We start from the raw sequence: 24,665 nt of genomic DNA, 5'->3' as shown, positions 1-24,665 counted from the left end.
CCGTACACAGGCGCCCCGGGTCAGACCCGCACCGGCTTCTCGGCCATGCCTTCGGCGCCGAACAGGCGCAGGTAGCGCTGCACCTCGCGCGGGTCGCCGGTGGCCTTGCGCGGGTTGTCGGAAAGCTTGACCGCCGGGCGGCCGTCGACCTCGGTGACCTTGCAGACCAGCGAGATCGCGTCGAGGCCGTCGGTGGGGAAGGGGGCGCAGCCGCGGAAGTCGTTGGTGAGGTTGGTGCCCCAGCCGAAGCTCATGCGCACGCGGCCGTGGAAGTGGCGGTAGGTGGCCTCGATGGAGTCCACGTCCATGCCGTCGGAGAAGATCAGCAGCTTGCCCCGCGGGTCGCGGCCCCGGGCCTGCCACCAGCGCAGGATCTGCTCGCCGCCCTCCATCGGCGGCAGGCTGTCGGGGCGGAAGCCGGTCCAGTCGGCCACCCAGTCCGGCGCGTCGCGCAGGAAGGCGGCGGTGCCGTAGGTGTCGGGCAGCACGATCAGCAGGTTGCCCGCGTACAGCTCGCGCCAGTCTTCCAGCACCCGGTACGGCGCGGCGCGCACGCCGGCGTCGTCCCCGGCGAGCGCGGCCAGGACCATCGGCAGCTCGTGGGCGTTGGTGCCGATGGCCTCGAGGTCGGCCTCCATCGCCAGCAGCACGTTGGACGTGCCGATGAAGCGCCCGCCCAGGCCTTCCTTCAGCGCCTGCACGCACCAGCTCTGCCAGAGGAAGCCGTGCCGGCGGCGCGTGCCGAAGTCGGACAGCACCAGGTCGGGCAGGGCGCGCAGGCGCTCGACCTTCTCCCACAGCTTGGCCTTGGCGCGCGCGTACAGCACGTCGAGCGCGAAGCGGCCGCGGTCCTTGATCGCCGCGCGGGAGCGCAGTTCGTTGACGATGGCCAGCGCCGGGATCTCCCACAGCGTGGTGTGCGTCCACGGCCCGGGGAAGCGCAGGACGAACTGGCCGTCCTCGCGCGAAAGCTCGTACCCGGGCAGGCGGAAATCGGCCAGCCAGGCCAGGAACTCGGGTCGGAACATCTGGGTGCGGCCGTAGAAGGTATTGCCGGCCAGCCAGATCAGCTCCTTCTTGGTGAAGCGCAGGGTACGGGCGTGGTCGAGTTGCGCGCGCAGCTCGCTCTCGGGCACGACCTCGGCCAGGCGCACCTGGCGGCTGCGGTTGATCAGCTCGAAGGTGGCCTGCACCTTCGGATAGCGCAGCCAGATCATCTGCAGCATCAGCAGCTTGTAGAAGTCGGTGTCCAGCAGGCTGCGGACCACCGGGTCCAGGCGCCAGTTGTGGTTGTACGCGCGCGTGGCGAGGTCGGTGAGGATCATGCGGCTCCGTCGGCGGGCGCCGCCGCGCGGGCGGCCTCGCCGGCACGATAGGCCGCGGCGGGGGCGATCACAACGGCGGGTAGCGGTCCGCTGCGGCCATCGGTCGGCGGCCGCCCGGCCGCCACAGCCTCGTCGTCGGCGCCAACTACGCGGCCGAGGAGGGAAGCGGCGACAGGCACGGCCGCCTGCTGCAGAACTTCGAATACGAACTGCACGTCGGCGGCCCGTTCACTTCGTTTCGAGGACGTGCGCCGGGAGCGGTGGGCGTCGGGCGTGGGCGTCCCGGCGTTCGCGCGATGCTAGAGTTCCGGGTCATCGCAGCGACGAGGAGCGTGAACGCATGACGGTGGCGGCACCCTATCCGATCGGTACGCCCGGCCAGCCCTGGGGCGAAGCGGAGAAGGCGCAGTGGCGGTCGCGGCAGCGGCGGCAGCGCAGCTACGAGGCGGACGTGCTGGGCGCGGTCGAACGGCTGCGCGCGCGTTTCGACGTGGTCGAATACGGCCGCCTCGACTATCCGCCCGACCATTACCCGCTGTACGCGGTGCGCAGCCGCGACTGGCGCGCCGCGCTGCCGGCGGTGCTGGTCACCGGCGGCGTGCACGGCTACGAGACCAGCGGCGTGCACGGGGCGCTGCAGTTCCTCGAGCACGAGGCCGCCGATTACGCCGGGCGGGCCAACCTGCTGGTGGCCCCGTGCGTCAGCCCCTGGGCCTACGAGCGCATCCACCGCTGGAACCCGCACGCGGTCGACCCGAACCGTTCGTTCCGCGATCCCAGCCCGGCGCAGGAGTCCGCCGCGCTGATGCGGCTGGTGGCGCCGCTGCGCGAGCGGTTCCTGGTCCACATCGACCTGCACGAGACCACCGACAGCGACGAGTCCGAGTTCCGCCCGGCGCTGGCCGCCCGCGACGGCAAGCCGTTCGAGCCCGACGGCATTCCGGACGGGTTCTATCTCGTCGGCGACAGCGAGGATCCGCAGCCGGAGTTCCAGCAGGCGATCATCGCGGCCGTGGAGCAGGTCACCCACATCGCCCCGGCCGACGCCGACGGCAAGATCATCGGCACGCCGGTGGCGGCGCCGGGCGTCATCCATTACCCGGTGCGCAAACTGGGCCTGTGCGCCGGCCTCACCGGCGCGCGCTACCGCACCACCACCGAGGTCTACCCGGACAGCCCGCACGCCACGCCCGCGCAGTGCAACGCGGCGCAGGTGGCCGCGGTGCGCGCGGCGATCGACTACGCGCTGGCGCACCGGTAAGCCGGGCGCAGCCGCCGCGCGTCAGCGGCCGGCGCGTTCGCTCCGGGGCGTGCCGTCGGTCGGGTCCTGCACCGCGTACGGGCCGGACTCGCGGTCGTGGGCGTGGTCCAGCGCCGCGCGGACGCGCGGGTCCAGGCGTTCCAGGTCCAGCAGCACCTTCTGCGAATGGACGTCGCGCACGGCGTCCATCGGGATCAGGAAGTCGCCGCCGTTCTGGACGTTGATGAGCAGGCCGTCGTGGCGCACCTCGCGCACGCCGGCGACGCCCATCTCGCCGTCGGCGACGAAGACCAGGTAACCGGGTTCGATGCGGTCGGCCATGGCGGCTCCCGTGGGATGGCGGTTCGTCCGCCATGATCCACGCCGGCAGTGGCGCGGCGGTGAAGCCGCGGGGTGGGATACCGTGGCCGGCAAGTCGATGTCGATTTCCGCCCCGCCGGTTCGTCGCCAGGACGAGCCCAATCGAAAACCGGAGGTCCCCATGCCGCTCGCCAGGCCGATCACCCCGCACCTGTGGTTCGACAAGGAGGCCCGCGAGGCCGCCGGGTTCTACTGTTCGGTGTTCCCCGATTCGCGCATCGACGCCGTGGTCACGGTGCGCGACACGCCCTCGGGCGACTGCGACGTGGTGAACTTCCGCCTGCACGGGCAACCGTTCATGGCCATCAGCGCCGGGCCGGCGTTCCGGTTCAATCCGTCGGTGTCGTTCATGGTGAACTTCGACCCGGGCGACCCGCAGGCGCGCGCGCGCCTGGACGCGGCCTGGGCGAAGCTGCTGGAAGGCGGGCAGGCGCTGATGCCGCTGGACGCCTATCCCTTCAGCCCGCGCTTCGGCTGGGTACAGGACCGCTACGGGTTGTCGTGGCAGCTGATCCTGGCCGAGCCTGTCGCCGACGAGCCACGCCCCGCCATCGTGCCGATGCTGATGTTCACCGGCGCGGTCTGCGGCAAGGCCGAGGAGGCGGGCGCGTACTACCGCTCGGTGTTCCCGGACTCCCGGCCCGGGCAGCTGCTGCGGCACCCGGCCGGCAGCGCGCCGGACCGCGAAGGCACGGTGATGTTCTCGGACTTCCGCCTCGACGGCACCTGGTTCGCGGCGATGGACAGCGCCTACGAGCACGGCTTCGGTTTCAACGAAGCGGTCTCCTTCCTCGTCCATTGCCGCGACCAGGCCGAGGTCGACCGCTTCTGGGAGCGGCTGTCGGCCGTACCGGAGGCCGAGCAGTGCGGCTGGTGCAAGGACCGTTTCGGCCTGTCCTGGCAGATATCGCCCCTGGTGCTGGACGAGGTGATGACCTCGGGCGACGAGGCCGCCATCGCGCGCGTCACCCGGGCTTTCCTCGGGATGAAGAAATTCGACGTGGCGGCGCTGGAGCGGGCCGCCGGCCGCTGAGCCGGGTGGCGGCGCGCGATCCACGCCCCGGCGGGACTCTCGATTGCCCGCCGGAGAAGAGCCGCTCGGCGTTCTCCCGGCGGATCTTGCGCTCCTTCTCGTCGGTGAGGCCCAGCCTGTCCAGCGCGTCGAGGGTCTTGCCGCGCGGCAGCTGGGAAAGTCGGAGCCGAGCAGGACCTTGTCGATGCCGACGTTGCGGATCGTCCACGGTGCCCCCCTACGACGGCGACCGCGCGCCGAGCTGCAGCGCCTGGCGGGCCTGGGCGCGCGCGCGACCAAGAACACGAAGTGCGTCCCGGGCGCGCGGATCGCGTCCGGGGATTCCGCCGCTCGATCGCATTCGCCCGCGGCCGGGCCGCGGTTCCGGCGCTGCCGCATGCGCACGGAACACGCCTCCTTCATGCGTGTTTTTCTAACGTCGGCTGCATCTTCGGCGGGCCCGAGGCTCGCATCCCGGAGCCGCGCGGCGCCGTCCGCGCCGGCCGGCGCCCGACAGGCAGGATCCCTCGATGCAGACCCCGACATCCCCCGACTCCCGGGTGCAGCGCACGCTCAGCATCGGGGCGCCTGCCGAAACGCTGCTGCGGGCCTGGTGCGATCCGCAGGTGCAACAACGCTTGCTCGCCGACTGGGCGATGCTGGTCTCGGGCGACGAGCAGCGGATGGTGTGGTCCATCCGCCTGCCCGGCGCCCGCCAGATGCGGCTGGAAAGCAGGCAAGCGGAGGCGGTGCCCGGGCAGCGCGTGCGCTACGTGAGCGAGGGCGAGCACGACGTGCGCCTGGACACCGAACTGTCGGTGCGGCCGGCGCCGGCCGATTTCGGCACCGAGGCGCGCCTGCGCGTCGGTTACGCGTTGCCGGGCGGCGCCGTCGCCGAGACCCTGGTCAAGTGGCTGGGCTCCGCGCCGGAGCGGGTGCTCGGCACGGTGCTGCGGCGGTTCAAGGCGTTGCTGGAGACCGGCGAGGTGCCGACGCTCGAGCGCAACCCCTCCGCACGCGAAGACGACCGGCGCTGAGGCAGGCAGGACATGCGCGCACTGTGCTGGAACGGCGTCAACGACCTGCGGGTGGAGACCGTGCCCGACCCGGTGCTGGTCAATCCGCGCGACGCCATCATCAGGGTGGGGCTGAGCACCACCTGCGGCTCGGACCTGCATTTCATCGATGGCTATCTGCCGGCCATGCGCGAGGGCGACGTGATCGGCCACGAGTTCATGGGCGAGGTGGTCGAGGCCGGCCCCGACGTCAGGCGCGTCCGGCCCGGCCAGCGCGTGGTCGTGCCGTCCTTCATCGCCTGCGGCAGCTGCTGGTACTGCCATCGGCAGCTGTTCTCCCTGTGCGACAACACCAACCCGCACTGGGCCATGCAGGAACCGCTGCTGGGCCACCCGACCGCCGGCATCTATGGCTATACCCACGCCTTCGGCGGTTATGCCGGCTCGCACGCCACCTACGTGCGCGTGCCGCACGCCGACGTGGGCTGCTTCGAGGTGCCGGAACCGGTCGGCGACGAGGATGCCCTGTTCCTTTCCGACGCCGGCCCGACGGGCTTCATGGGCGCGGATTTCTGCGACATCCAGCCGGGCGACACCGTCGCCGTCTGGGGCTGCGGCGGGGTCGGGCTGATGGCGCAGCAGAGCGCCTACCTGCTCGGCGCCGAGCGGGTGATCGGCATCGACCGCTTTCCCGAGCGGCTGGCGATGGCGCGCGACATCGTCGGTTCGGAGGTCATCGACTACACCGCCGTCGACAGCGTCACCGAAGTGCTGCGCGAGATGACCGGCGGACGCGGGCCGGACGCCTGCATCGACGCGGTGGGAATGGAAGCGCACGGCGAAGGCATCGGCCATGCCTACGACCGGGTGAAGCAGGCGCTGCGGATGGAAAGCGACCGCGGCCAGGCGCTGCGCGAGGCGATCCTCGCCTGCCGCAAGGGCGGGGTGGTGTCGATCCTCGGGGTCTACGGGGTGATGGACAAGTTCCCGCTCGGCGTGGTGATCAACAAGGGCCTGACCGTGCGGACCGCGCAGCAGCATGGGCAGAAGTACGTGCCGCGCCTGCTCGACTGGGTGGCCGAGGGGCGGTTGAAGACGAGCTTCCTGCTGACGCACCGCATGCCGCTGGAGGAGGCGGTGCGCGGCTACGAGCTGTTCAAGCACAAGCGCGAAGGCTGCGTGCGCGCGGCGTTCGAGCCCTGACCGCGGCGCGACGGCATGCCGCGGCGACGCCCGCCCCGGAGCCGCGGGCTCACGCGCCCATCAGCCCGCCGCCCGCCTTTCCGGGCAGCCCGCCGTCGCCGTCGTCGGGGTCGCGATCGGGGTCGGCCGCGGCGTCCATGTCGCCCATTTCGGGGTTCACGCCGCCCTGCGGGACGGGAGCGGTCTGCCGGAGATCCTCGGCGCGGTCGCTTTGCGGGCGCCGGTCCGCGGCGCGGTCCGGCCGTTCGCCTGCGCCCGAGGGCGCGCCGGGGCGTTCGTGCTTGCGGTCGGCCATGGCCGTCTCCTATCGCCTTTCGGGACAAGCAACCTAGACCCGCGCGCGTGATCGGCAGGGAAAGAGCCGGCGCGGCGGCGGGCGGAGACGGGCGATCGACGCCTCGGTGCGGATAGTCGCGCAATGGCCGAGGTCGGGCGTTCTCCACGACGTGCCGGGTTGCTCCTGCTGCTGCTCGCCGCGCTCGCGGCCTGGGCGGTGCGGTCGGGAAGGCTGGCCGTTCCCGAAGCCTGGAATCCGTGGGCGCCGTTGCGCATCGACGCGCCGCCGAACCTGCTGACCGGGCTCAAGCTCGCGCGCGCCTCGGGCGACCGCGAGGCGTGCCGGGCGGCGCTGGCGCAGGCGGACATGCGCTTCGTGCCGCTGCGGGATCGGGCCACCGGCCCGGGCTGCGGGTTCGAGAACGCGGTGCGGATCGCACGCACCAGCGTGGCGGTGGGCGAACCGTTCCCGCTGAGCTGCCGCGCGGCGCTGTCGCTGGCGATGTGGGAGCGGCACGTCCTGCAGCGGGCCGCGGCCGAGCACCTCGGCGCGCGCGTGCGGGCGATCGAGCATTTCGGCTCCTACGCCTGCCGCAACCTCTACGGCGATCCCGGCCGCCGCCGCAGCCGGCACGCCACCGCGGACGCGCTCGACGTCGCCGCCTTCGTGCTGGAGGACGGGCGCCGCATCAGCGTGGCGCGGCACTGGCGGCCGCGGGCGCCGGCCACGGAACGCGATGCCGCGGCCGCGCCGAACGTGCCCGCCGAGGCCCGTTTCCTGCGTGCGGTGCGCGACGGCGCATGCCGCTATTTCGACGTGGTCCTCGGCCCGGACTACAACCGCGCCCATGCCGATCACTTCCACTTCGACCGCGGCGGCGCCCGGGTGTGCCGCTAGCCGGCCGCGGCCGACGCCGCGGCGCACCTACACTGTGCCCGGAGACGGCGTGGGCCATCGGCCCGAGGAGGTACGCATGCGGGGTCTGGATTTCGGATCGTGGGAAGCCGTGCTGAGCACGCTGGCGGGGCTGGTGCTGATCACCCTGATGGGCGTCGGCATCCGCCTGCTGCTGATGCAGACCGTGCAGCAGCGGCGCGAGCGCGAGAACCGGCAGATCAACGAACGCCTGCGCACGCTGATCGCCGCCTACCGCACGCTCGGCGGCTCCTTCACCGGCGACCTGGAGGTCGACCCGGCCCATTTGCGCGACCTGCGCCGTCGCAGCGAAACCGCCGATGCGGACGAGGCGGGCTTGCCGCACGGCTCCGACCGGTCGCGGCGCATCCGCGACGCGGTGGAGGGCGCGCTGTCCGACATCCTGTTGCTCGGTACGGACGAGCAGGTGCGGCTGGCGGCGCGCGCGGCGGCGGACCTGGTCGCCGGGCGCCGGGTGCATACCGCCGAGCTGGTGGTCTCGCTGCGCGATTTCATCCGCGAGGTGCTGGACCTCGATCCGATCCCGCGCGGACTGGAGATCCCGCGGCAGGGACCGACGCGGCCCGGCGCAGCGAAGGGCCGTGCCGAGGGCGGGCGCGAGGCCGCGGATCGCGGCGGCGCCGGCGGCGGACGCGGTGCCGGTGCGGCCGGCGGCATGGGGTTGGGCATGGGCCTGCATCTGGCCGGCTCGGATTCCGCCGCGCCGAAGGACGAAGGCGCGTAGCGCGGCCGCGACTTCGCGCCCTTTCACGAAGGCGCGGCGGCGGGACACGCGCAAGAGGCCCGGGCCGGCGGGATCCGGCCCGGCGCCGGGACGGCGACGCCGCGGAAACCGCGTCGTAGCAACCGCCCGCCCGACGCACCGCCGGTGGCGCGGAAAGGCTAGCGCTGCTGCCAGGCGCCGGTTTCCGCCCCGGCGTTGCGCCGCACCGTCCGCCACTGGCCGGTGGTGGTGACCAGATGCAGGCTGTGGTTGTAGCCCTGCCTGCGCTGCAGCAGGATGTGGCTGCCGTCGGCGGACCAGTCCAGCGGCACCACCTGCACGCCCGCCGTGGGGCCGGCCAGATGCACCGCGCCGCTGCCGTCGGCGTTGGCGACGAACAGGCGGCTGTAGCGGTTGCTCCCGTCCCTCTGCGTGAAGGCGATCTTCTTTCCGTCGGGTGAGACCAGTGGCGCGGAACCGTCCATGACCCGCGTTAGGGTGTTGGTCGGCAGATGCATCCTGTAGATGGCGGGGCCGGACCACTCCATCGCATCGTAATACACCGTGTCGCCGGCACCTACCGAGAACGAGATCGGGTTCGACATGTCCGAAACCAGGAACGGCGAGGGCAACTCGACCAATCGCCCGGTCGCCACCTCCGCGGCGAAGAGGGTGTACACCCAGTACTCGTCGGGCACCGGACTGAACAGCCGTTTGCCGAGCGTCGCCACGTGGGCGACGATGTACTTGCCGGTGCGCGTCCACGCCAGCTTCCTCAGTTCGGGGAAGCAAGTGTAGAACTCGGTGCAATGGTGATCCGCGATGGCGCCGACGCAGCCGATGCGTTGCAGCCCGGTGCCGTCGGCGTTGATCACGTGGATGCACTCGGACTTGGTGTCGTCGGGTGCGCGCAGCATGCCGAAGGCGATCTTGTTCGGCGACCAGCCGCTCCAGGCCGGGAGCACGCCCTTGATCAGCGGTCGTTCGCGCTGCCCCTGGCGGTCGGTGATGATGATGGTCGGGTCGCGATGGCGGTAGTGGTACATCTCGCTTCCCGGCTCCGGCTCCTGCCGGTACCAGTGGAAACTGCGCTCGAACGCCACCGACAGCCCCGTCGGCGACCACGAGGCGGAGTGGTCGGTATATTCGGCGGGCGGCTGGGTGAGGGCGTCGGTGAAGGTGCCGGTGGTATTGCTTCGGAACAGGGCCGGGCCTTCGGAGCCCTCGTAGAAAAGGATGTCGCCGCCGTCGCCGGCCGCGGCGCTTTGCACGCCCGCCAGTGCGATGGACAGGCCGATCAGGAGCTTGGATACGAGGAAACCCGCGCGACGCGGGTTCGGTAGGCGGGCACGCATGCGGTTTCTCCTTGGCGAAGGCCGATCACCCGCGCCCATTGCAGGCGCGGCGGCATGATCCGGCTGTCAATTTCCCGCGACATCGGCGCTTCGCCGACGAACGGCGCCCGTCTTTCCGCGCGCGGGCGGCCCTCTTCCTGAATCGGGCTGCCGCGGCCTTCGCGGGCGAAACACGCCGCGGCGCGGCGAACGCCCGGGTTCGCGGTATGTGCTCGCCCGGGTCCCGCCGGAGAGCCCGATGCCGGATACGCCCCGCAAGGCCAGCGATTTCGATCCGGACGTGCTGCGCCTGTTCGACCAGTACGTGCACGGCCTCATCGACCGCCGCGGCTTTCTCGCCGGTGCCGTATGCTTCGCGGTGGCGCGAGCGGCGCGGCCGGGCTGCTCGCGGCGCTGAGCCCGCAGTTCGCCGCTGCGCGGCAGGTGAAGCCCGACGACAAACGCCTGTCGGCGCGTTACGCCGGATACGCATCGCCGCGGGGCCACGGCACCGGCCGCGGCTGCCGGGTGCGCCCGGCCGAGGCTGCCGGTCCGTTGCCGACGGCGCTGGTGATCCACGAGAACCGTGGCCTCAATCCGCACATCGAGGACGTGGCGCGCCGGCTGGCGCTGGAGAACTACATCGCGTTCGCGCCGGACGCGCTGTTCCCGCTCGGCGGCTATCCAGGCGACGAGGACCGGGCGCGCGCCGGGTTCGCCAGGCTCGACCCGGCCAAGACGCGCCAGGACCCGCTCGCCGCTGCCGACATGCTGCGCGGGGTGGACGGCGGCAACGGCCGCATGGGCGCGGTCGGCTTCTGCTGGGGCGGGGCGATGACCAGCTTTCTCGCCACCCGGCCGCCGGACCTGCGCGCGGCGGCGCCGTTCTATGGCCCTGCGCCGGCGGCGGAGGACGTGCCGAAGATCGAGGCGGGGCTGCTGGCGGTGCTGGCGGAGAACGACGAACGGGTCAACGCCAGGCCGGGCTACGAGCAGGCGCTGAAGCAGGCCGGCGTGCGCTACGCGCTGTACCCGCCGCCCGGTACCGAGCACGGTTTCCATAACGACACCATGCCGCGCTGCGACGCGGATGCGGCGAAGGAGGCGTGGCGGCGCACGCTGGCGCTGTTCGAGCGCACGCTGCGCCGCGCCTGACGTCGCGCTGCGCCTGACGTTGCGCCGGCCAGCGGTTCGGGCGCCATCGGACGAGGGGCAAGGGGCGGCGCCTGCGCGCACGCCGCCGCCCCACGACTTGCCGCGGGCCGTCGCCGCGATGACGGATGGCACGGGCGAGCGGAAGCGCCCGGCGGCACCGTAGGGCGAACTCCCGCCGGGTCGCGCCGATGCGCCTGTCGTTCCTGTTGCTGTTGGGCCTCGCCGCCGTGCTCCATGCCGAGGCCGGCGAGCGCCGGCACACGGCCGGGCCGGCCGTGCGGGCATTCGTGCCGCCGCTGCGGTTGCCGGCGTTCGGCCATCCGCGCGGCCTGCGGGTGTACCTGCCGCCCGGCTACGCGGCTTCCACGCGCCGCTATCCGGTGCTGTACATGTTCGACGGGCAGAACCTGTTCGACGAGGCGACCGGTTACGCCGGCGAATGGGGCGTCGACGAGGCGATGGACGCGCTGGCGCGCGAGGGCTTTCCGGCGATCGTGGTCGGCATCGACCATGGCGGGGAGCTGCGTTTCCACGAACTGGTTCCGTACTGGAACGTGCGTTTGCTGCCGAACCGCGGCGCGGACTTCGTCGACGACCTGGCGCGGTCGATCAAGCCGTTCGTCGACGCCAACTACCGCACGCTGCCGGACCGCGCGCAGACGGCGATCCTGGGCAGTTCGCTGGGCGGGCTCGCGGCCGACTATGCGGTGCGCCAGTACCCGGAGGTGTTCGGCAAGGCAGGCGTGTTCTCGCCTTCGTACTGGGTGTCCGAGGAACCCTACGCGCGCGCCGGGCGCACGCCGCTGCCCCCCGGCACGCGCGTCTACCTGTACATGGGCGGGCGCGAAGGCGGCGATTCGGTGGCCCGGGTCGAGCGCATGGCGGCTTTGCTGCGCGCACACCCCGGGACTGCCGTGGAGGTGCGGGTGGCGCCGGACGCGGAACACAACGAAGCGGCCTGGCGCGCGGCGTTCCCGGCCGCGGTGCGCTGGCTGTTCGAGCTGCCCGCGGCGGCGCAGGCGGCGGGCGCAGCGCGCTGACCCGCCGCCGCTTCCGTTCTTGCCCCCAACGCATGGCACTGCCGGGCAGCGGCCGGGCGGGGTACAACCGACCGGTCCCGGAAAGGGGCATCCGCGCGCCCGAGCGGCGCCGGCGCCGGGTGAGGGCGACGGCGCTACGGGCCATCCGCACGACTCCGGAGAGATCGCCTTGAAGAAGACCCTGCTGTGCGTCGCGACCGCCGCGGCGCTGACCCTGGCGGCGCCGCTGGCCGCCGCCGAGCACGACCGTTGCCTCGACGACGCCTGCCAGCTCTACGCCCTGTTCGACTCGCCCGACGCTGCCGGCGGCGCCACGGGGGCCATCGCCGCCGCGCGCTTCGGCAGTTGGGGCGTGGACCTGGCCGGCATGGACCGCTCCGTGTCGCCGGGCGCCGACTTCTTCGGCTACGTCAACGGCACCTGGGCCAAGACCACGCAGATTCCGGCCGACCGCTCCAGCTACGGCGCGTTCGCCGCGCTGCGCGAGCTGTCGGAGGCGCGGGTGCGCCAGCTGGTGGAGAGCTATCCGCTCGGCGACCCGGCCAAGGACGGCGACGCCGCCAAGGTGGCCGCGCTGTACCGCGGTTTCATGGACGAGGCGGCGATCGAAGCGCTCGGCGCCAAGCCGCTGCAGCCGCACCTGGATGCGATCCGCCAGGCCCAGGACAAGCCCGCGCTCGCCGCGCTGATGGGCCGCGCCAACGGCGGCTTCGGCGGCAGTTTCTTCGCCGCCTCGGTCAGCGACGACCAGCGCGATCCCGAGCGCTACACGCTGTACCTGAGCCAGTCCGGCCTCGGCCTCGGCGACCGCCAGATGTACCTGGACGAGAAGTTCGCGCCGCAACGCGAGCGCTACGCCGCCTACATCGCGCAGATGCTGCAGCTGGCCGGCTGGGACCGGCCGCAGCAGCACGCCCAGGCGGTGATGGCGATGGAAACCAGGCTGGCCGAAGCGCACTGGACCCGGGCCGACAGCCGCAACCGCGACAAGACCTACAACCCGGTGCCGCTGGCCGAGATGGACGCGTACGCGCCGGGCTTCCCCTGGGCGGCGTTCTTCCGCGCCGCGGGCGTCGAACAGGCCCCGCGCGCGGTGCTGCGGCAGAACACCGCCTTCCCGGAGATGGCGCGGATCTTCGCCGAGGCCGACCTCGACACCCTGCGCGCCTGGCAGGCGTTCCACACCGCCGACGAGGCCGCGCCGCTGCTGTCCAAGGCCTTCGTCGACGCCGAGTTCGAGTTCCGTTCCAAGTTCCTCAACGGCCAGCCGCAGCAGCGCGACCGCTGGAAGCGCGGGGTGGCGCTGGCGGAGAGCGCGATGGGCGAGGCGATCGGCCGCGATTACGTGAAGCTGTATTTCCAGGCCGACGCCAAGGCCAAGATGGACGCGCTGGTCGCCAACGTGAAGGCGGCGATGGGCGCGCGCCTGGAGCAGCTGGACTGGATGGGCCCGGCCACCCGGGCCGAGGCCAAGGCGAAGCTGGAGAACTTCGGCCTGAAGATCGGCTATCCGGAAAAGTGGCGCGACTACAGCGGCCTGCGCATCGCCAACGGCGACGTGTTCGGCAACGCCGAGCGCGCGCGCCGCTTCGAATGGGATTACCGCCGCGCCCGCATCGGCAAGCCGGTGGACGAGCTGGAATGGGGCATGACGCCGCAGACGGTGAACGCGTACTACAACTCGGTGAAGAACGAGATCGTGTTCCCGGCCGCGATCCTGCAGCCGCCGTTCTTCGACCCGGACGCCGACCCGGCGGTGAACTACGGCGCCATCGGCGGCGTGATCGGCCACGAGATCATCCACGGCTTCGACGACCAGGGCCGCAAGTCGGACGGCCAGGGCCTGCTCCGCGACTGGTGGGCCGCCGAGGACGCCGCCAAGTTCGAGGCGCAGGCGGCGCGGCTCGGCGCGCAGTACGAGAGCTACGCCTTCCCGACGCTGCCGGGCATGCACATCAACGGCAGGCTGACGATGGGCGAGAACATCGGCGATCTCGGCGGCCTGACCATCGCGCTGGAGGCCTATCGCCGTTCGCTGGGCGGCAAGCCGGCGCCCGCGATCGACGGCTTCAGCGGCGAGCAGCGCCTGTTCCTGGGGTGGGCGCAGGTGTGGCGCACGCTGTGGCGCGACGACGCGTTGCGCCAGTACCTGGTCACCGATCCGCATTCGCCGGGGCAGATCCGCGCGGTGGCGCCGCTGCGCAACATCGACGCCTGGTACGAGGCCTTCGGCATCACCGCGAAGGATCCGCTGTACCTGCCGCCGGAGCAGCGCGTGCGCATCTGGTGAGCCCCGCGCCGGGGCCCGCGGCGCGGCGGCCCCGGCGTCCCGCTCAGGCGCGCGGCCGCAGCGCCGCGAGCACCCGCGTGACCACGCCGGCCAGGTCCGGCGTCCAGCGCAGCACGATCAGCAGGTCGTGCTCGCGATCGATGTAGAGGTAGTGGCCGCCGAAGCCGGACGCCCAGTACGCCGATTCCGGCGCGGCGGGGATGGCCTGGCGGCCGGTGTTGAGCCACCACAGGTAGCCGTAGTCGGGCTTGGCCGGCGAAGGCCGCGTGGCCCGCGCGATCCATTCCTTCGACAGCAGCCGGCGGCCGCCCCATTCGCCCTCGCGCAGCATCAGCAGGCCGAAGCGGGCGTGGTCGGCGGTGCTGACGAACAGGCCGCCGCCGAAGTGGCCGCCGCCGGACACCGATTGCATGCGCAGGCCGTCGACCTCGGTCCAGGAATTCCCGTAACCGTGCCAGCGCCAGGTGCTCGAGGCGCCGATCGGGTCCATGATCCGCGCCTTCAGCACCTGCGGCAGCGGTTCGCGCAGCACCTGCAGCAGGCCGAAGGCGAGCAGGTTCACGCGCACGTCGTTGTACTTGTAGCGGGTGCCCGGCGCGTGCAGCGGCCGCCTGGACGGGTCGTCGCCTTCCGGCCGGTCGGCCCAGTCCGGCACGTCCCACAGCGTGCCGCTCCAGTCGGAGGTCTGCTGCAGCAGGTGCGTCCAGGTGATCGCGCCGTTGTGCGCGCCCTCGAACCACGGGCCGGGCACGTAGCGCGCGACCCGGTCGTCGACCGACGCGATCAGGCCGTCGTCCACCGCGAGCCCGGCCACCGTGGCCAGGTAGCTCTTGGCCACGCTGAAGGTCATGTCGACGCGGTCGAGGTCGCCCCATTCGGCGACGATGCGCCCGCCGCGCACGATCAGGCCGCTGGCCTGCGCGCGCGGGATCACCGGGCCGAGGATGCGGTAGCCGGGTTCGCGCTTGCCGAAGGCGTCCAGCAGCACCTGGCGCAGGTCCGACGGTTCGACCTCCGCCTTGCCCTTCGCGTACTCGACGGCCTCCGCCAGCTTCGCCGGATCGAAGCCGGCGGCCGCCGGCGCCTGCCGCGCCCATTCGTGCCGCGGCGGCACGTAGTCGGAAGCGAACGCGGGGGCGGCGCACAGCAGCGCCGCGGCGAGGACGAAGCGGGCGAAGCGAGGCATCGATGCTGCTCCCGGGGAAGAGGGCACAGCATAACGGCCGGGGCGGATGCCCCGCCGCGTCGCCGGCGAATGCGGCGCATCCCGCACACCGCGCCTGCCTCGCGACGGTGCGAAAGGCGGAGCCTCAGCGCAACGGCAGGCAGATCGCCGTCCGCCACTGCGATGGCGGCAACATGCGGCAGTCGTTGAGGTATTCCTCGACCACCGGCGCGTCGGCGGCTTCCTCGCCGCTGTCCGGCAGCCATTCGCCGAACAGCCACTTGTACGGCCGGTCGAGTTCGGCGTAAGGGCCGACGTGGACCAGCACCGCATAACGGCCGCCGGCGATCTCCAGCCGCCGCACGCCGCCGTCCAGCGGCACGTCCGCCGCGACCTCCACGCAGGCCTCGGCGCGCAGTTCGGCGGGGGCGACGCTTTCCGGGTCGTCGTAGTAGAGGCCGAACGAGCGCCCTTCCGGGACGCCGCGGCCGGCCGCCCACGCGCCCAGTTTCCCGAACGCGGCGCCGATCGCGTGATACGGCCCGCGATGGGCGAGGGCGGCGACGGCCACCGGCGCGCGTTGCTCGATCCTGACTTCGTACATGCGCATCTCCTCCCGGTCTCGTACGCGATGGACGGGCAGGGCGGGAACGCCCAGCCCCTTGCGGCGACGGAACTCGCCGGGCGGCACGCCGTAGGCCAGGGCGAAGGCCCGGTTGAACGCGGCCGCGCTGCCGTAGCCGCAACGCCGCGCGATCCCGCCCAGGGGCGCGCTGCCGTGCAGCAGCTCCACCGCGGCGCGATGCAGGCGCATGCGCCGCAGCGTATCGGCCACGGTCTCGCCCATCAGGCCGCGGTAGATGCGGTGGAAGTGGAAGGGCGAGAAATGGCCGACCGCGGCCAGCTGCGGCAGCGTGACCGGGTGTTCCAGGCGTTCGGCCATGTACGCCACGACCTTGTCGACGCGCGCGGCGTAGCTCTGGCGGGTGGTGCAGCGCGGCATCGTGGTGCGGCTCCGTCGTTTCGCGCCGCCATCCTGCCGCGGCGGTATTGATCCAGGTTGCGGCCTTGCGCGCGGGGGGCTTCCCCGGCGCGGCGCGACGGGCATTCTGATGCCGCCGGCAGGCCGATCAAAGCCGCGTGAGCGCGCACCCGGCGGCCGGCTGCTATATGGCGCGCGAAACGCAAGGCGATGAGGAGGCACCGATGGAAACCCAGGCGCTTTACCGAGGCCGGCTGATCGACCACATCCAGCTGGTGGTGCGCGATCTGGAGGCCAGCCGCGCGTTCTACGGCGCGGTGTTCGAGGCGCTCGAGATCCCCCTGAGCGGCAGCGGCGACGACTACTTCTGGGCCGACGAGCTGTTCGTGTCCACCGCCGACAGCGAGGCCGCGCTGGGCGAGCTGACCGGGCGCCACCATCTGGCGTTCCAGGCGCGCGACCGGGCGATGGTCGACGCGTTCCACCGGGCCGCCCTCGCCCACGGCGGCCGCGACAACGGCGCCCCGGGCGAGCGCCGCTACCACCCGGGCTACTACGCGGCGTTCGTGCTCGATCCGGACGGCAACAACATCGAGGCCGTGTACCACGGCGAGGCCCAACGCACCGCGCCGTGGGTGAAGGTGACGTTCTGAAGTCGTAAAGCCGCGTTTTTGCGCGTTCTTGCCGCGGGCCGGGGTAGGGTGCGGTCGTACCCGAACGGAGGCCGAGGTGGACGGCGAAGACGAGACCGGCGACGGCGGCTGCCTGTGCGGCGCGGTGCGCTACAAGCTGCACGCGCAGCCGTTCAACGCGGGCTACTGCCACTGCAGCCTGTGCCGGCATTCGTCCGGCGCGCCGGTGCTGGTGTTCGCTTCGGTGCTGCGCAAGGACTTCGAGTTCCTGCGCGGGATCCCGCGGCGCCACCGCTCCTCGCCGCAAGCGGAGCGGCTGTTCTGCGGCGATTGCGGCACGCAGCTGTGCATGCTGCTCGAGCACGAGCCGGACACGGTGGACTTCGCGGTGGCCACGCTCGACGACGCCGCTGCGGTACCGCCGCGATTTCACATCTGGCACGGCTCGCGGCTCGGCTGGTTCGACACTGCCGACGCCTTGCCGCGGCACCCGGCCGGGCGGCCCGACTAGCCGGCGCCGACTTGTTGCGGTGGCGGCTCGACCGCATCGCCGCCGGCGCGGAGCAGGCGGTGGACGGCACGATCACGCCGCCGATCGGAACGGTCCGGACTCCATCGCCGCGCCGCGGCCGGCCCATCGCGTCGACCGCCCACGCCGACGCGAGGGCGAACGGAATCTCGCCTTTCGGGCCTCGCGCGACCGCCGCTCCCGAGGACCGCATCGGAGGCTCGCCGCCCTCGCCGTCGGCATGTCGATCCGGGCGCGCCTGGTTCGTCGTCGGGACGAGCCCGGGCGTTCGTGCCCGCTCCGGCCGCCGGCCGCCAGTCCCCAGGAGACCATGCGATGCGCTTTCTTTCGATGATCCGGATCGACGAGACCACCGGCCAGCAGCCCAGCGAACGGCTGATGGCCGAGATGGGCAAGCTGATCGAGGAACTGACCCGCAGCGGCGTGCTGCTCGACACCGCCGGCCTGCGCCCGACCGCGGAGAGCGTGCGGGTGCGGCTGTCGGGCGGCAAGACCCGGGTGATCGACGGCCCGTTCACCGAGACCAAGGAGGTGATCGGCGGCTACGCGCTGTTCAAGGCCGATTCGTTGGACGAGGCCGTGGCGCTGGCCAAGCGTTTCCTCGACATCCACGGCGAGGAGTGGGAGATCGAGTGCGAGGTGCGCCAGCTGGAAGAGGCGGACCTGGAAAACGGCGCCTGCCGCGCGGCGTGACGACGGCCGCAGGCACGGGGGTGGCGCGCCGTGGTCGGACACGTGCCGGACCGGGCATGGAGCGGGCGGGCGCGCGTACCTGCCCGCCGCGGCGCCTCAGTGTGGGGCCCGCTTGCGCGCCGCTTCGGCGTGGCCGCGTTCGCCGGAGGTCATGCGCCGCGACTGGTCCTGGGTCGGCGCCTTGTCGCCGCTGCCGGCGAGGTCGCGGCGGTCCTGGTCGCCGATGTTCGCCAGGCCCCGGCCCAGGTTCTTGCCCTTGCCCGGGTTTTGTTCGCGATTCGGGTGGCGCGCCATGTCCGCCTCCGCAACGAAGCCGTGCGCCGACTCTGCCGCGCGGGCGGTCGACAGGCCGTGATCGGGGATCGCATGGGCCTGTCGTTTCCGGCGCCGTCCGGCCGCCGCGGATTCAGCCGCGCGCGGCTATCCTGGCGTTCCCTGAGCGAACAGCGGAGGCGAGCCATGGCGACCGGTTGGGCCGGCGATGGCGCGGTCCAGGAACAGATCGACGCCACCATCCAGGACGCGATCAAGCGCGCGCGCAGCCGCCTGCCGCAGGGCCCCGGATCGGAGCGCTGCGAGGAGTGCGACGCGCCTATCCCCGAGGCGCGGCGCAAGGCCCTGCCGGGCGTGCGTCTGTGCGTGGCCTGCCAGGAAGCGCACGATCGCGACCAGGCCGCGTTCAGCGGCTACAACCGCCGCGGCAGCAAGGACAGCCAACTGCGTTGAGGCGGCCGCGGCGCCGGCGTCCGGCGCGCGCCGCGAGGTTCCCTCGACGCGGGGCCACCCGCGCGGCGGCGGCGCTGGCGGCGCCCGGCCCCGCCGCGCGGCTCAGCTGCCCGTGGTCGCCTCGTCGTCGACTTGCGGCCTGCCGTTGCGCCAGCGGCGCAGGCTGCGCTGGAAGAACAGGTTGTTGGGGATTTGCAGCAGCGTGCCCGGCTCGTCCGCGTGCTGCTCCTGCAGGGTGGTGTAGATCAGGTTGATGTCCAGCACCTGGCCCTTGAGCCCCGGCTTCTCGCCGTTCTCCAGCAGTTCGATGTGGTCGTACAGGCGGAACGGGCGGGTGATGAAGATCAGCACCGTGCAGAAGATGTTCGACAGCACGCTCCAGGCGGCGAAGAACGCGACCGCGGCCACGGTGGCGAAGCCGGTGAACGCCGCCCACAGCACCGAGCCCGACACGCCCAGGCGTTCCAGCGCGAGCAGCGCCGCGGCCACGTAGATAACGAAGGCCAGCACCCGGCGTACGCCGACCGACAGCTCCGGCGGCAGGCTGTAGCGCACGCCGATGCGTTGGATCAGCCGCCGCGCCACGCTCTGCAACAGCCAGGCGGCGAACAGGATCAGCAGCACCTGGCCGACCGGCACGATGATGCCGAGCCAATCCTGGATCCAAGGGGGCAAGCGTTCTTTCATGCGTCGCGTCCGCTCGCGCCGATCACGCGCCGGCGCAGCGCACGAGTGTATTCGCAACGGGCACGCGCGTGTGGCGCGCCGTGCCGGGCCGCGTGCGATGCCCGTCGGCTACGCCGCCGCGCTCGCGTGCGGGTTGCCGGACGTGCGCCATCGCGACCGCGCGGGCTCGACGGCATACCCTCGCGCGCGGCGCTGCGGCTTCAGCCGCCGCGCGCCGCGCCCTGCACCGCCCAGCGCAGCGCCGCGCGCGCGAGCAGGCGGGTGGAGTCGAGGGTGGGCAGCGGCGAGTTGCTGTCGTCGACGATCAGCGGGATCTCGGTGCAGCCGAGCACGACCGCGTCGCAGCCCTGCGCCTGCAGGCGGGCGATCGCGTCGCGGAAGCGGGCCACCGACTCCGGCGCGAACACGCCGTAGACCAGTTCCTCCATGATGATCCGGCCGAGCGCCTCGCGGTCGTCCGGGTCCGGGCGCCGCCATTGGAGCCCGTGGCGGGCGAGCGCCTGCGGGTAGACCTCGCTCTCCACCAGCCAGCGGGTGCCGGTGAGGCCGAGGCGGCGATGCCCGCGCGCGACCGCTTCGGCGGCCACCGCGTCGGCGATGTGCAGCCACGGCCGCGGCAGGCGCGGGGCGACGTGCGGCAGCGCGGCGTGGATGGTGTTGTCCGGGCAGATCAGGAGCTCGGCGCCGACCGAGGCGAGCTTTTCCGCCGAGGCCAGCATCAGTTCGCCGACGCCATGCCAGTCGCCGCGATCCAGGCAGGCGACGTAGTCGGCGAGCGGGAACGTGTGCATCGAGACTTCCGGGTGCGCGTGCGGGCCGAGCAGGGCCGCGCCTTCGGTGCAGATCGTGCGGTAGCACAGCGCCGCGCCTTCGGCGGAGCAGGCGACGATGCCGATGTGTCGGGGCATGGCGGGACACGGGCGAGGGAGGTTCCGATTCTCGGCGAGCGCCGCCGCGACCGCCAGCCGGGCGCGGCCGTTGGCCACCGTCCTGCATCGCGAGCGTGGTCGCCCGCAACGGGCGCGCGGCCCCGGCGGCGCGACCGGCCTGCGAGCGCGCGGCGCGCCTCTTCACGCGCGCTGGACGCGGCCGGAACGCCGCGCGAACGCCGCCGGCCGTAGAGTCGGCGCGATCCCGCAGCCGTCGAGGTGCGCATGGCCGAGTCGCGTCGCAGCAGGGCTCCGCTGGTCACGGGCGTCGTCTTCCTCCTGATCGGGCTGGCGGTGGCGGGCGCGGGCGTGTGGCTGCTCGCGCTCGGCGGCTCGTGGTACTACCTGCCGGCCGGGATCGGCTTCGCCGCGGTCGGCGCGCTGCTGTGGCGGCGTTCGATCGCGGCGCTGTGGATGCACGCGCTGCTGGTGGCCGGCACCCTGGCCTGGTCGCTGTGGGAAGCGGGGCTGGACTGGTGGCCGCTGGCCGCGCGCAACGACGTGCCGTTCGTGCTCGGGCTCTGGCTGCTGACGCCTTGGGTCGTACGCGCGCTGCGCGGGCGCGTGGACGCGGCCGCCGCCGTGCGCGCGGGCCCGCCGCGCGCGCAGCTCGCGCTCGGCGCCGCGCTGGCCGCGGTGCTGCTGGTCTCGGCGCTGTCGTGGTCGCGCGACGAGCATCGGATCGAGGGGCGCGCGCCGGCGCCGTACGCGGCGGCGCCCGAGCCCGCCGGCGTGCCGCCGGGCGAATGGCACGCCTACGGCCGCACCGGCCATGGCCAGCGCTATTCGCCGCTGGACCAGATCGACGCGACCAACGTCGCGCGGCTCCAGGTCGCCTGGACCTACCGCACCGGCGACGTGCGCGGGCGCCCGGACGACCCGGTCGAGACCACCTTCGAGGTCACGCCGCTGAAGGTCGGCCAGCGCCTGTTCCTGTGCACGCCGCACCAGTCGGTGGTCGCGCTCGACGCCACCACCGGCAGGCAGATCTGGCGCGTGGACCTGCAGGTGCGCCGCGGGCTGGCATTGCAGCACCTGACCTGCCGCGGCCTCGGCTACCGCGCGCCCGATCCCGCGGCCGCGGCGCAGGCCCCCGGCGATTGCGCGGCCCGGCTGTTCATGCCCACCGCCGACGGGCGCCTGGTCGCGCTGGATCCGCAGGACGGCTCGCGCTGCACCCGCTTCGGCGGCGGCGACGGCGAGGTGGACCTGTGGGCCGGCATGCCGAAGGTGCGGCCGGGCGCTTACTACTCGACCTCGCCGCCGGTGGTGACGCGCTCGCGGGTGATCGTCGGCGGCACGGTGCTCGACAACGCCTCCACGGTCGAGCCTTCCGGCGTGATCCGCGCCTACGACGCCGACACCGGCGCGCTGGTGTGGAACTGGGACTCGGGCAACCCGGACGACACCGCCCCGCTGCCGCCCGGCCGCACCTACACGCCGTCGTCGCCGAACAGCTGGTCGGTCTCCAGCGTGGACGAGGCGCTGGGCCTGGTCTACGTGCCGATGGGCAACCAGCCGCCGGACCAGTGGGGCGCCGAACGCAACCCCGCCGGCGCGCGCTATTCCTCGGCGGTGGTCGCGCTCGACCTGGCGACCGGGCGGGTGCGCTGGCACTTCCAGACCGTGCACCACGACCTGTGGGACTACGACGTGCCTGCCCAGCCCACGCTGGTCGACCTGCGCCTGGGCGGCCGCACGGTGCCGGCGCTGGTGCAGCCGACCAAGCAGGGGGAGATCTTCGTGCTCGACCGGCGCGACGGCCGTCCGCTGCTGCCGGTGCGCGAAGTGCCGGCGCCGGCCAGCGACATCCCCGGCGAGCGCGCCGCGCCGACCCAGCCGGTGTCGGCGCTGTCGTTCGATCCGCCGCCGCTGCAGGGGCGCGACATGTGGGGCGCGACGATGTTCCACGAGCTGGCGTGCCGGATCGCGTTGCGTCGGCTGCGCTACGAAGGCCGGTTCACGCCGCCCTCGTTGCGCGGGACGTTGGTGTACCCGGGCAACTTCGGCGTGTTCAACTGGGGCGGGGTGGCGGTGGACCCGCGCCGGCAGATCGTGTTCGCGACGCCGGCCTATCTGGCCTTCTTCTCGCGCCTGGTGCCGCGCAAGGACGACACCACGCTGTACGTGCAGGGCAAGCACGCGCCGCAGCACGGCACGCTGCCGGCGCTGAACGAGAACTTCGGCGCGCCGTACGCGGTGCGCCTGGGCCCGTTCGTCTCGCCGCTGGGCATTCCGTGCCAGGAGCCGCCGTGGGGCTACGTCGCCGCCGCGGACCTGACCACCGGCAAGATCCTGTGGATGCATCGCAACGGCACCGTGCGCGACCTCGCGCCGATCCCGCTGCCGTTCCGGATGGGCGTGCCGAGCCTGGGCGGGCCGATCGTCACCGCCGGGGGCCTGGCGTTCCTGTCGGGCACGCTCGACTACTACGTGCGCGCCTACGACCTGACCACCGGCCGCGAACTGTGGCGCGGCCGGCTGCCCGCGGGCGGGCAGGCGACGCCGATGACCTACCTCGGCGCGGACGGCCGGCAGTACCTGCTGGTCGTCGCCGGCGGCCACGGGTCGCTCGGGACCCAGGCCGGCGACTACGTGATCGCCTACGCGCTGCCGGAACGCTGACCTTCGCCTCCCGGCCCGCGCGGAGGCCTCGGTTCCGGTGGATGCCCGCATGCGGCGTCCGCGAAGGGCATTGGGTGCATACTGGCCTTCCCCCGCCACGGCCGAGCGCATGAAACACCACATCGCGATGTTCAAGTTCACTCTCGGCAACGACCAGAGCATCGGTCCGGCGGCATTGCAGGCGCTGTGGGCGCGGGCGTGCCGGTCGAGCAACGTCAGCGTCGGCCGCCAGCGGCCCGACTTCGGCGGCCACGGCAAGGCGACCTACTCGCTGTACGCGCCGCAGCAGCTGCCGGACCTGCCGGAGGTCGAGATCCGCCTGCGCAGGCTGCTGGAAGAATCCAAGCTGTCCGCGTCGCTGGTGGCGCTGCACCGCTAGGCGGCGCTCCCGGCCGACGGCCGCTCCCGGCGCCGCGGCGGCCCGGCGCACGCCGCGGACTCATTCGTCGCGGCGGAAGCGGTCGGACCTGCCGTCGGCGTAGAGCGTCTCCAGCGCAGTCACCTCGCCGCGTGCGCCACGCTCGAAACGCACACGCATGCTCGGTTCCTCGGTCGCCGTGAACAGGTCCTGCTGCAATTGCAGCAGCGACAGCGCCGGGCGTCGGCGATTGCGCAGGCGCAGCCCGCGGTCGTCGGTCTCGATGGCGATCGGGCCGTAGCGGCCGGCGTAATCGGCGAGCGGCGGGGGCGAGGCCGGGGCGGCCTGCGCGCGCAGCGCCTCCAGCGCCCAGCGCGTTTCGGTCGAGGCGGCTTCGCCGTGGCTGCGTGCGAGCGCCGCCTGCAGCGCCAGCTCGGTGGCCGTGCGCATCGCATCGGCCTGGGCGACGGCCACGTCCGGTTGCACGCCGTCGCCCTCCCAGTTGCCGCCGGTGACCGGATTGCGCGGCGAACCGGTGGAAACGAACACGCGCAGGCCGCCGCCGACGTCGAACTCGCCGCCGGGGTTGGCGGCGCCGGCGCTGGGTTCGCCGACGATCGTGGCGCGGCCGGCGTGCTTGAGCGTGTAGGCGAACGCTTCCGCCGCCGAGCCGGTGCGCGCGCTGGTCAGGACGAACAGCGGCAGATCCGGCCGCGGCGCCGGGTAGGCCTGCTTCGGGGCCTCGCCGACGACGCCGTCGCGGCTGTGGAACCGGTTGTAGACGTCGACGCCCGGTGCGAGGAAGGCGCTGGCCAGATAGCCGACCATCGCCGGCGAACCGCCGCCGTTGCGGCGCAGGTCGATGACCAGGGCATCGACGCCGGCGAGCACCTGCAGCGCCGCCTCGATGGCGCGGCGCGGCGGCGCGTCGGGATCGTCGAAGTCGAAGTGGGCGAACTCGCGCAACTCCAGGTAGCCGACGTTGCCGGGCAGGACTTCGACTTTGCGGATGCCGTGGTTGCCGCGCCTGGCATGGTCTTCGGGGCGGGAGCGTCGCAGCTGCGGCTCCGCGCGCGGCGCGGGAAGCGCGCTCGCGGCGGGCACCCAGCTCACGCGAAAATGGCGGTCCAGCGGTTGCAGCCGTCCGGTCAATGCGCTGGCCAGCTCGCGCGGGTCGCGCAGCGCGTCGTAGCGGCCGCGGGCCGCTTCGGCGCGCAGTTCGGCGGCGATGCGCGCGGCGCGCCCGGGATCGAAATAGTGTCGCTCGATCGCCTGGGCCACGGCCGCGACCCGCGCGCGGGGGGCATCGTCGCCGGCGCGGGCGAGCAGGGGGCCGAGCACGAGCGCGAACAGGGCAAGGCGACGGACGAGGCGGGACATGGGCGCTCCTGGCGAATGGCGCCCGGGCGGGGAATGAAGAGGGCGCC

26 protein-coding genes are annotated in these 24,665 nt (G+C 72.9%); 16 read left to right on the top strand and 10 right to left on the bottom strand.

Annotation, left to right across the window (positions count from 1 at the left end; translation table 11 throughout):
• Nucleotides 1–20: 20 nt before the first annotated feature.
• Nucleotides 21–1,325, bottom strand: a complete 1,305-nt coding sequence (pncB, locus tag EDC50_RS05690; protein WP_123769451.1) for a nicotinate phosphoribosyltransferase — start codon at nt 1,323–1,325, stop codon at nt 21–23.
• A 340-nt stretch (nt 1,326–1,665) separates the two neighbouring features.
• Here pncB and EDC50_RS05685 point away from each other — a divergent pair, with 340 nt between their 5' ends.
• Entirely contained in the window at nt 1,666–2,586 is a 921-nt protein-coding gene (locus EDC50_RS05685; RefSeq protein ID WP_123769450.1) for a M14 family metallopeptidase, read from the top strand.
• A 21-nt stretch (nt 2,587–2,607) separates the two neighbouring features.
• Here the strand turns inward: EDC50_RS05685 and EDC50_RS05680 are convergent, their stop codons facing one another.
• Nucleotides 2,608–2,907, bottom strand: coding sequence for a hypothetical protein (locus tag EDC50_RS05680; protein ID WP_123769449.1), 300 nt, complete (start codon nt 2,905–2,907; stop codon nt 2,608–2,610).
• 160 nt (nt 2,908–3,067) lie between these two features.
• Here EDC50_RS05680 and EDC50_RS05675 point away from each other — a divergent pair, with 160 nt between their 5' ends.
• The 3 genes from EDC50_RS05675 (at nt 3,068) to EDC50_RS05665 (ending at nt 6,177) form a co-directional block, all read left to right on the top strand.
• Nucleotides 3,068–3,979, top strand: a complete 912-nt coding sequence (locus EDC50_RS05675; protein ID WP_123769448.1) for a VOC family protein — start codon at nt 3,068–3,070, stop codon at nt 3,977–3,979.
• Nucleotides 3,980–4,488: 509 nt separating this feature from the next.
• Nucleotides 4,489–4,995, top strand: a complete 507-nt coding sequence (locus EDC50_RS05670) for an SRPBCC family protein (protein ID WP_123769447.1) — start codon at nt 4,489–4,491, stop codon at nt 4,993–4,995.
• A gap of 12 nt (nt 4,996–5,007) precedes the next feature.
• Entirely contained in the window at nt 5,008–6,177 is a 1,170-nt protein-coding gene (locus tag EDC50_RS05665) for a zinc-dependent alcohol dehydrogenase (RefSeq protein WP_123769446.1), read from the top strand.
• A gap of 49 nt (nt 6,178–6,226) precedes the next feature.
• On the opposite strand, the gene EDC50_RS05660 is transcribed toward EDC50_RS05665, so the two are convergent.
• Nucleotides 6,227–6,472 (bottom strand): hypothetical protein, encoded by a 246-nt coding sequence (locus EDC50_RS05660; RefSeq protein WP_123769445.1) that lies wholly within the window; start codon nt 6,470–6,472, stop codon nt 6,227–6,229.
• A 123-nt stretch (nt 6,473–6,595) separates the two neighbouring features.
• Between EDC50_RS05660 and EDC50_RS05655 the strand changes: the two genes are divergently transcribed.
• Together EDC50_RS05655 and EDC50_RS05650 are read left to right on the top strand one after the other, a co-directional pair.
• Nucleotides 6,596–7,351 carry an extensin-like domain-containing protein gene (locus EDC50_RS05655; protein ID WP_123769444.1) on the top strand — a complete coding sequence of 252 codons (756 nt, stop codon included), beginning with the start codon at nt 6,596–6,598 and terminating at the stop codon, nt 7,349–7,351.
• A 76-nt stretch (nt 7,352–7,427) separates the two neighbouring features.
• Nucleotides 7,428–8,114, top strand: coding sequence for a hypothetical protein (locus EDC50_RS05650; protein WP_123769443.1), 687 nt, complete (start codon nt 7,428–7,430; stop codon nt 8,112–8,114).
• 158 nt (nt 8,115–8,272) lie between these two features.
• On the opposite strand, the gene EDC50_RS05645 is transcribed toward EDC50_RS05650, so the two are convergent.
• Nucleotides 8,273–9,448, bottom strand: coding sequence for a TolB-like translocation protein (locus EDC50_RS05645; RefSeq protein ID WP_158635716.1), 1,176 nt, complete (start codon nt 9,446–9,448; stop codon nt 8,273–8,275).
• A gap of 238 nt (nt 9,449–9,686) precedes the next feature.
• Here EDC50_RS05645 and EDC50_RS16610 point away from each other — a divergent pair, with 238 nt between their 5' ends.
• The 4 genes from EDC50_RS16610 to EDC50_RS05630 all read left to right on the top strand — a co-directional run bounded on the left by EDC50_RS16610 (nt 9,687) and on the right by EDC50_RS05630 (nt 13,912).
• Entirely contained in the window at nt 9,687–9,845 is a 159-nt protein-coding gene (locus EDC50_RS16610; RefSeq protein ID WP_242003038.1) for a hypothetical protein, read from the top strand.
• A 26-nt stretch (nt 9,846–9,871) separates the two neighbouring features.
• Complete coding sequence (locus tag EDC50_RS05640) at nt 9,872–10,582, top strand: dienelactone hydrolase family protein (protein ID WP_242003039.1); 711 nt, start codon at nt 9,872–9,874, stop codon at nt 10,580–10,582.
• Between the two features lie 188 nt (nt 10,583–10,770).
• Nucleotides 10,771–11,622 (top strand): alpha/beta hydrolase, encoded by an 852-nt coding sequence (locus tag EDC50_RS05635; RefSeq protein WP_158635717.1) that lies wholly within the window; start codon nt 10,771–10,773, stop codon nt 11,620–11,622.
• A gap of 169 nt (nt 11,623–11,791) precedes the next feature.
• Nucleotides 11,792–13,912 (top strand): M13 family metallopeptidase, encoded by a 2,121-nt coding sequence (locus EDC50_RS05630; protein WP_123769440.1) that lies wholly within the window; start codon nt 11,792–11,794, stop codon nt 13,910–13,912.
• A gap of 43 nt (nt 13,913–13,955) precedes the next feature.
• Here the strand turns inward: EDC50_RS05630 and EDC50_RS05625 are convergent, their stop codons facing one another.
• A complete protein-coding gene (locus tag EDC50_RS05625; RefSeq protein ID WP_123769439.1) occupies nt 13,956–15,098 on the bottom strand; it encodes a serine hydrolase domain-containing protein in 1,143 nt (380 codons plus the stop codon).
• 124 nt (nt 15,099–15,222) lie between these two features.
• Nucleotides 15,223–16,080 (bottom strand): AraC family transcriptional regulator, encoded by an 858-nt coding sequence (locus tag EDC50_RS05620; RefSeq protein WP_123769438.1) that lies wholly within the window; start codon nt 16,078–16,080, stop codon nt 15,223–15,225.
• A gap of 203 nt (nt 16,081–16,283) precedes the next feature.
• On the opposite strand from EDC50_RS05620, the gene EDC50_RS05615 reads away from it, so the two are divergent.
• From EDC50_RS05615 to EDC50_RS05605, 3 genes are all read left to right on the top strand, one after another.
• Entirely contained in the window at nt 16,284–16,712 is a 429-nt protein-coding gene (locus EDC50_RS05615; RefSeq protein ID WP_123769437.1) for a VOC family protein, read from the top strand.
• A 76-nt stretch (nt 16,713–16,788) separates the two neighbouring features.
• Nucleotides 16,789–17,202 (top strand): GFA family protein, encoded by a 414-nt coding sequence (locus EDC50_RS05610; RefSeq protein WP_123769436.1) that lies wholly within the window; start codon nt 16,789–16,791, stop codon nt 17,200–17,202.
• Nucleotides 17,203–17,535: 333 nt separating this feature from the next.
• A complete protein-coding gene (locus tag EDC50_RS05605; protein WP_123769435.1) occupies nt 17,536–17,913 on the top strand; it encodes a YciI family protein in 378 nt (125 codons plus the stop codon).
• A 96-nt stretch (nt 17,914–18,009) separates the two neighbouring features.
• Here EDC50_RS05605 and EDC50_RS05600 read toward each other — a convergent pair whose 3' ends face one another.
• Complete coding sequence (locus EDC50_RS05600) at nt 18,010–18,207, bottom strand: hypothetical protein (protein ID WP_123769434.1); 198 nt, start codon at nt 18,205–18,207, stop codon at nt 18,010–18,012.
• A 165-nt stretch (nt 18,208–18,372) separates the two neighbouring features.
• Here EDC50_RS05600 and EDC50_RS05595 point away from each other — a divergent pair, with 165 nt between their 5' ends.
• Nucleotides 18,373–18,639: a DksA/TraR family C4-type zinc finger protein gene (locus EDC50_RS05595; protein ID WP_123769433.1), complete on the top strand. Its 267-nt coding sequence runs from the start codon at nt 18,373–18,375 to the stop codon at nt 18,637–18,639.
• 102 nt (nt 18,640–18,741) lie between these two features.
• Here EDC50_RS05595 and EDC50_RS05590 read toward each other — a convergent pair whose 3' ends face one another.
• On the bottom strand, nt 18,742–19,326 hold the full coding sequence (locus EDC50_RS05590) for a mechanosensitive ion channel family protein (protein ID WP_123769432.1): 585 nt from the start codon (nt 19,324–19,326) through the stop codon (nt 18,742–18,744).
• Between the two features lie 200 nt (nt 19,327–19,526).
• Nucleotides 19,527–20,234: an aspartate/glutamate racemase family protein gene (locus EDC50_RS05585; RefSeq protein WP_123769431.1), complete on the bottom strand. Its 708-nt coding sequence runs from the start codon at nt 20,232–20,234 to the stop codon at nt 19,527–19,529.
• Between the two features lie 246 nt (nt 20,235–20,480).
• On the opposite strand from EDC50_RS05585, the gene EDC50_RS05580 reads away from it, so the two are divergent.
• Both EDC50_RS05580 and EDC50_RS05575 read left to right on the top strand, forming a co-directional pair.
• Entirely contained in the window at nt 20,481–22,880 is a 2,400-nt protein-coding gene (locus EDC50_RS05580) for a membrane-bound PQQ-dependent dehydrogenase, glucose/quinate/shikimate family (RefSeq protein WP_123769430.1), read from the top strand.
• Nucleotides 22,881–22,989: 109 nt separating this feature from the next.
• Nucleotides 22,990–23,259: a hypothetical protein gene (locus tag EDC50_RS05575; protein WP_123769429.1), complete on the top strand. Its 270-nt coding sequence runs from the start codon at nt 22,990–22,992 to the stop codon at nt 23,257–23,259.
• A 60-nt stretch (nt 23,260–23,319) separates the two neighbouring features.
• Here the strand turns inward: EDC50_RS05575 and EDC50_RS05570 are convergent, their stop codons facing one another.
• Nucleotides 23,320–24,618, bottom strand: coding sequence for a S41 family peptidase (locus EDC50_RS05570; protein WP_123769428.1), 1,299 nt, complete (start codon nt 24,616–24,618; stop codon nt 23,320–23,322).
• Nucleotides 24,619–24,665 lie beyond the last annotated feature (47 nt).

This window comes from Vulcaniibacterium tengchongense, assembly GCF_003814555.1.
GTDB lineage: Bacteria > Pseudomonadota > Gammaproteobacteria > Xanthomonadales > Xanthomonadaceae > Vulcaniibacterium > Vulcaniibacterium tengchongense.
The sequence above is the reverse complement of the archived record's forward strand: the minus strand, read 5'-3'. Positions and strand labels throughout refer to the sequence as shown.

Excerpts from the sequence above, each read along its gene's own strand:
- pncB (WP_123769451.1), bottom strand. The coding sequence starts at position 1,325 with ATGATCCTCACCGACCTCGCCACGCGCGCGTACAACCACAACTGGCGC.
- EDC50_RS05685 (WP_123769450.1), top strand. The coding sequence starts at position 1,666 with ATGACGGTGGCGGCACCCTATCCGATCGGTACGCCCGGCCAGCCCTGG.
- EDC50_RS05680 (WP_123769449.1), bottom strand. The coding sequence starts at position 2,907 with ATGGCCGACCGCATCGAACCCGGTTACCTGGTCTTCGTCGCCGACGGC.
- EDC50_RS05675 (WP_123769448.1), top strand. The coding sequence starts at position 3,068 with ATGCCGCTCGCCAGGCCGATCACCCCGCACCTGTGGTTCGACAAGGAG.
- EDC50_RS05670 (WP_123769447.1), top strand. The coding sequence starts at position 4,489 with ATGCAGACCCCGACATCCCCCGACTCCCGGGTGCAGCGCACGCTCAGC.
- EDC50_RS05665 (WP_123769446.1), top strand. The coding sequence starts at position 5,008 with ATGCGCGCACTGTGCTGGAACGGCGTCAACGACCTGCGGGTGGAGACC.
- EDC50_RS05660 (WP_123769445.1), bottom strand. The coding sequence starts at position 6,472 with ATGGCCGACCGCAAGCACGAACGCCCCGGCGCGCCCTCGGGCGCAGGC.
- EDC50_RS05655 (WP_123769444.1), top strand. The coding sequence starts at position 6,596 with ATGGCCGAGGTCGGGCGTTCTCCACGACGTGCCGGGTTGCTCCTGCTG.
- EDC50_RS05650 (WP_123769443.1), top strand. The coding sequence starts at position 7,428 with ATGCGGGGTCTGGATTTCGGATCGTGGGAAGCCGTGCTGAGCACGCTG.
- EDC50_RS05645 (WP_158635716.1), bottom strand. The coding sequence starts at position 9,448 with ATGCGTGCCCGCCTACCGAACCCGCGTCGCGCGGGTTTCCTCGTATCC.
- EDC50_RS16610 (WP_242003038.1), top strand. The coding sequence starts at position 9,687 with ATGCCGGATACGCCCCGCAAGGCCAGCGATTTCGATCCGGACGTGCTG.
- EDC50_RS05635 (WP_158635717.1), top strand. The coding sequence starts at position 10,771 with ATGCGCCTGTCGTTCCTGTTGCTGTTGGGCCTCGCCGCCGTGCTCCAT.
- EDC50_RS05625 (WP_123769439.1), bottom strand. The coding sequence starts at position 15,098 with ATGCCTCGCTTCGCCCGCTTCGTCCTCGCCGCGGCGCTGCTGTGCGCC.
- EDC50_RS05620 (WP_123769438.1), bottom strand. The coding sequence starts at position 16,080 with ATGCCGCGCTGCACCACCCGCCAGAGCTACGCCGCGCGCGTCGACAAG.
- EDC50_RS05615 (WP_123769437.1), top strand. The coding sequence starts at position 16,284 with ATGGAAACCCAGGCGCTTTACCGAGGCCGGCTGATCGACCACATCCAG.
- EDC50_RS05605 (WP_123769435.1), top strand. The coding sequence starts at position 17,536 with ATGCGCTTTCTTTCGATGATCCGGATCGACGAGACCACCGGCCAGCAG.
- EDC50_RS05600 (WP_123769434.1), bottom strand. The coding sequence starts at position 18,207 with ATGGCGCGCCACCCGAATCGCGAACAAAACCCGGGCAAGGGCAAGAAC.
- EDC50_RS05595 (WP_123769433.1), top strand. The coding sequence starts at position 18,373 with ATGGCGACCGGTTGGGCCGGCGATGGCGCGGTCCAGGAACAGATCGAC.
- EDC50_RS05590 (WP_123769432.1), bottom strand. The coding sequence starts at position 19,326 with ATGAAAGAACGCTTGCCCCCTTGGATCCAGGATTGGCTCGGCATCATC.
- EDC50_RS05585 (WP_123769431.1), bottom strand. The coding sequence starts at position 20,234 with ATGCCCCGACACATCGGCATCGTCGCCTGCTCCGCCGAAGGCGCGGCG.
- EDC50_RS05580 (WP_123769430.1), top strand. The coding sequence starts at position 20,481 with ATGGCCGAGTCGCGTCGCAGCAGGGCTCCGCTGGTCACGGGCGTCGTC.
- EDC50_RS05575 (WP_123769429.1), top strand. The coding sequence starts at position 22,990 with ATGAAACACCACATCGCGATGTTCAAGTTCACTCTCGGCAACGACCAG.
- EDC50_RS05570 (WP_123769428.1), bottom strand. The coding sequence starts at position 24,618 with ATGTCCCGCCTCGTCCGTCGCCTTGCCCTGTTCGCGCTCGTGCTCGGC.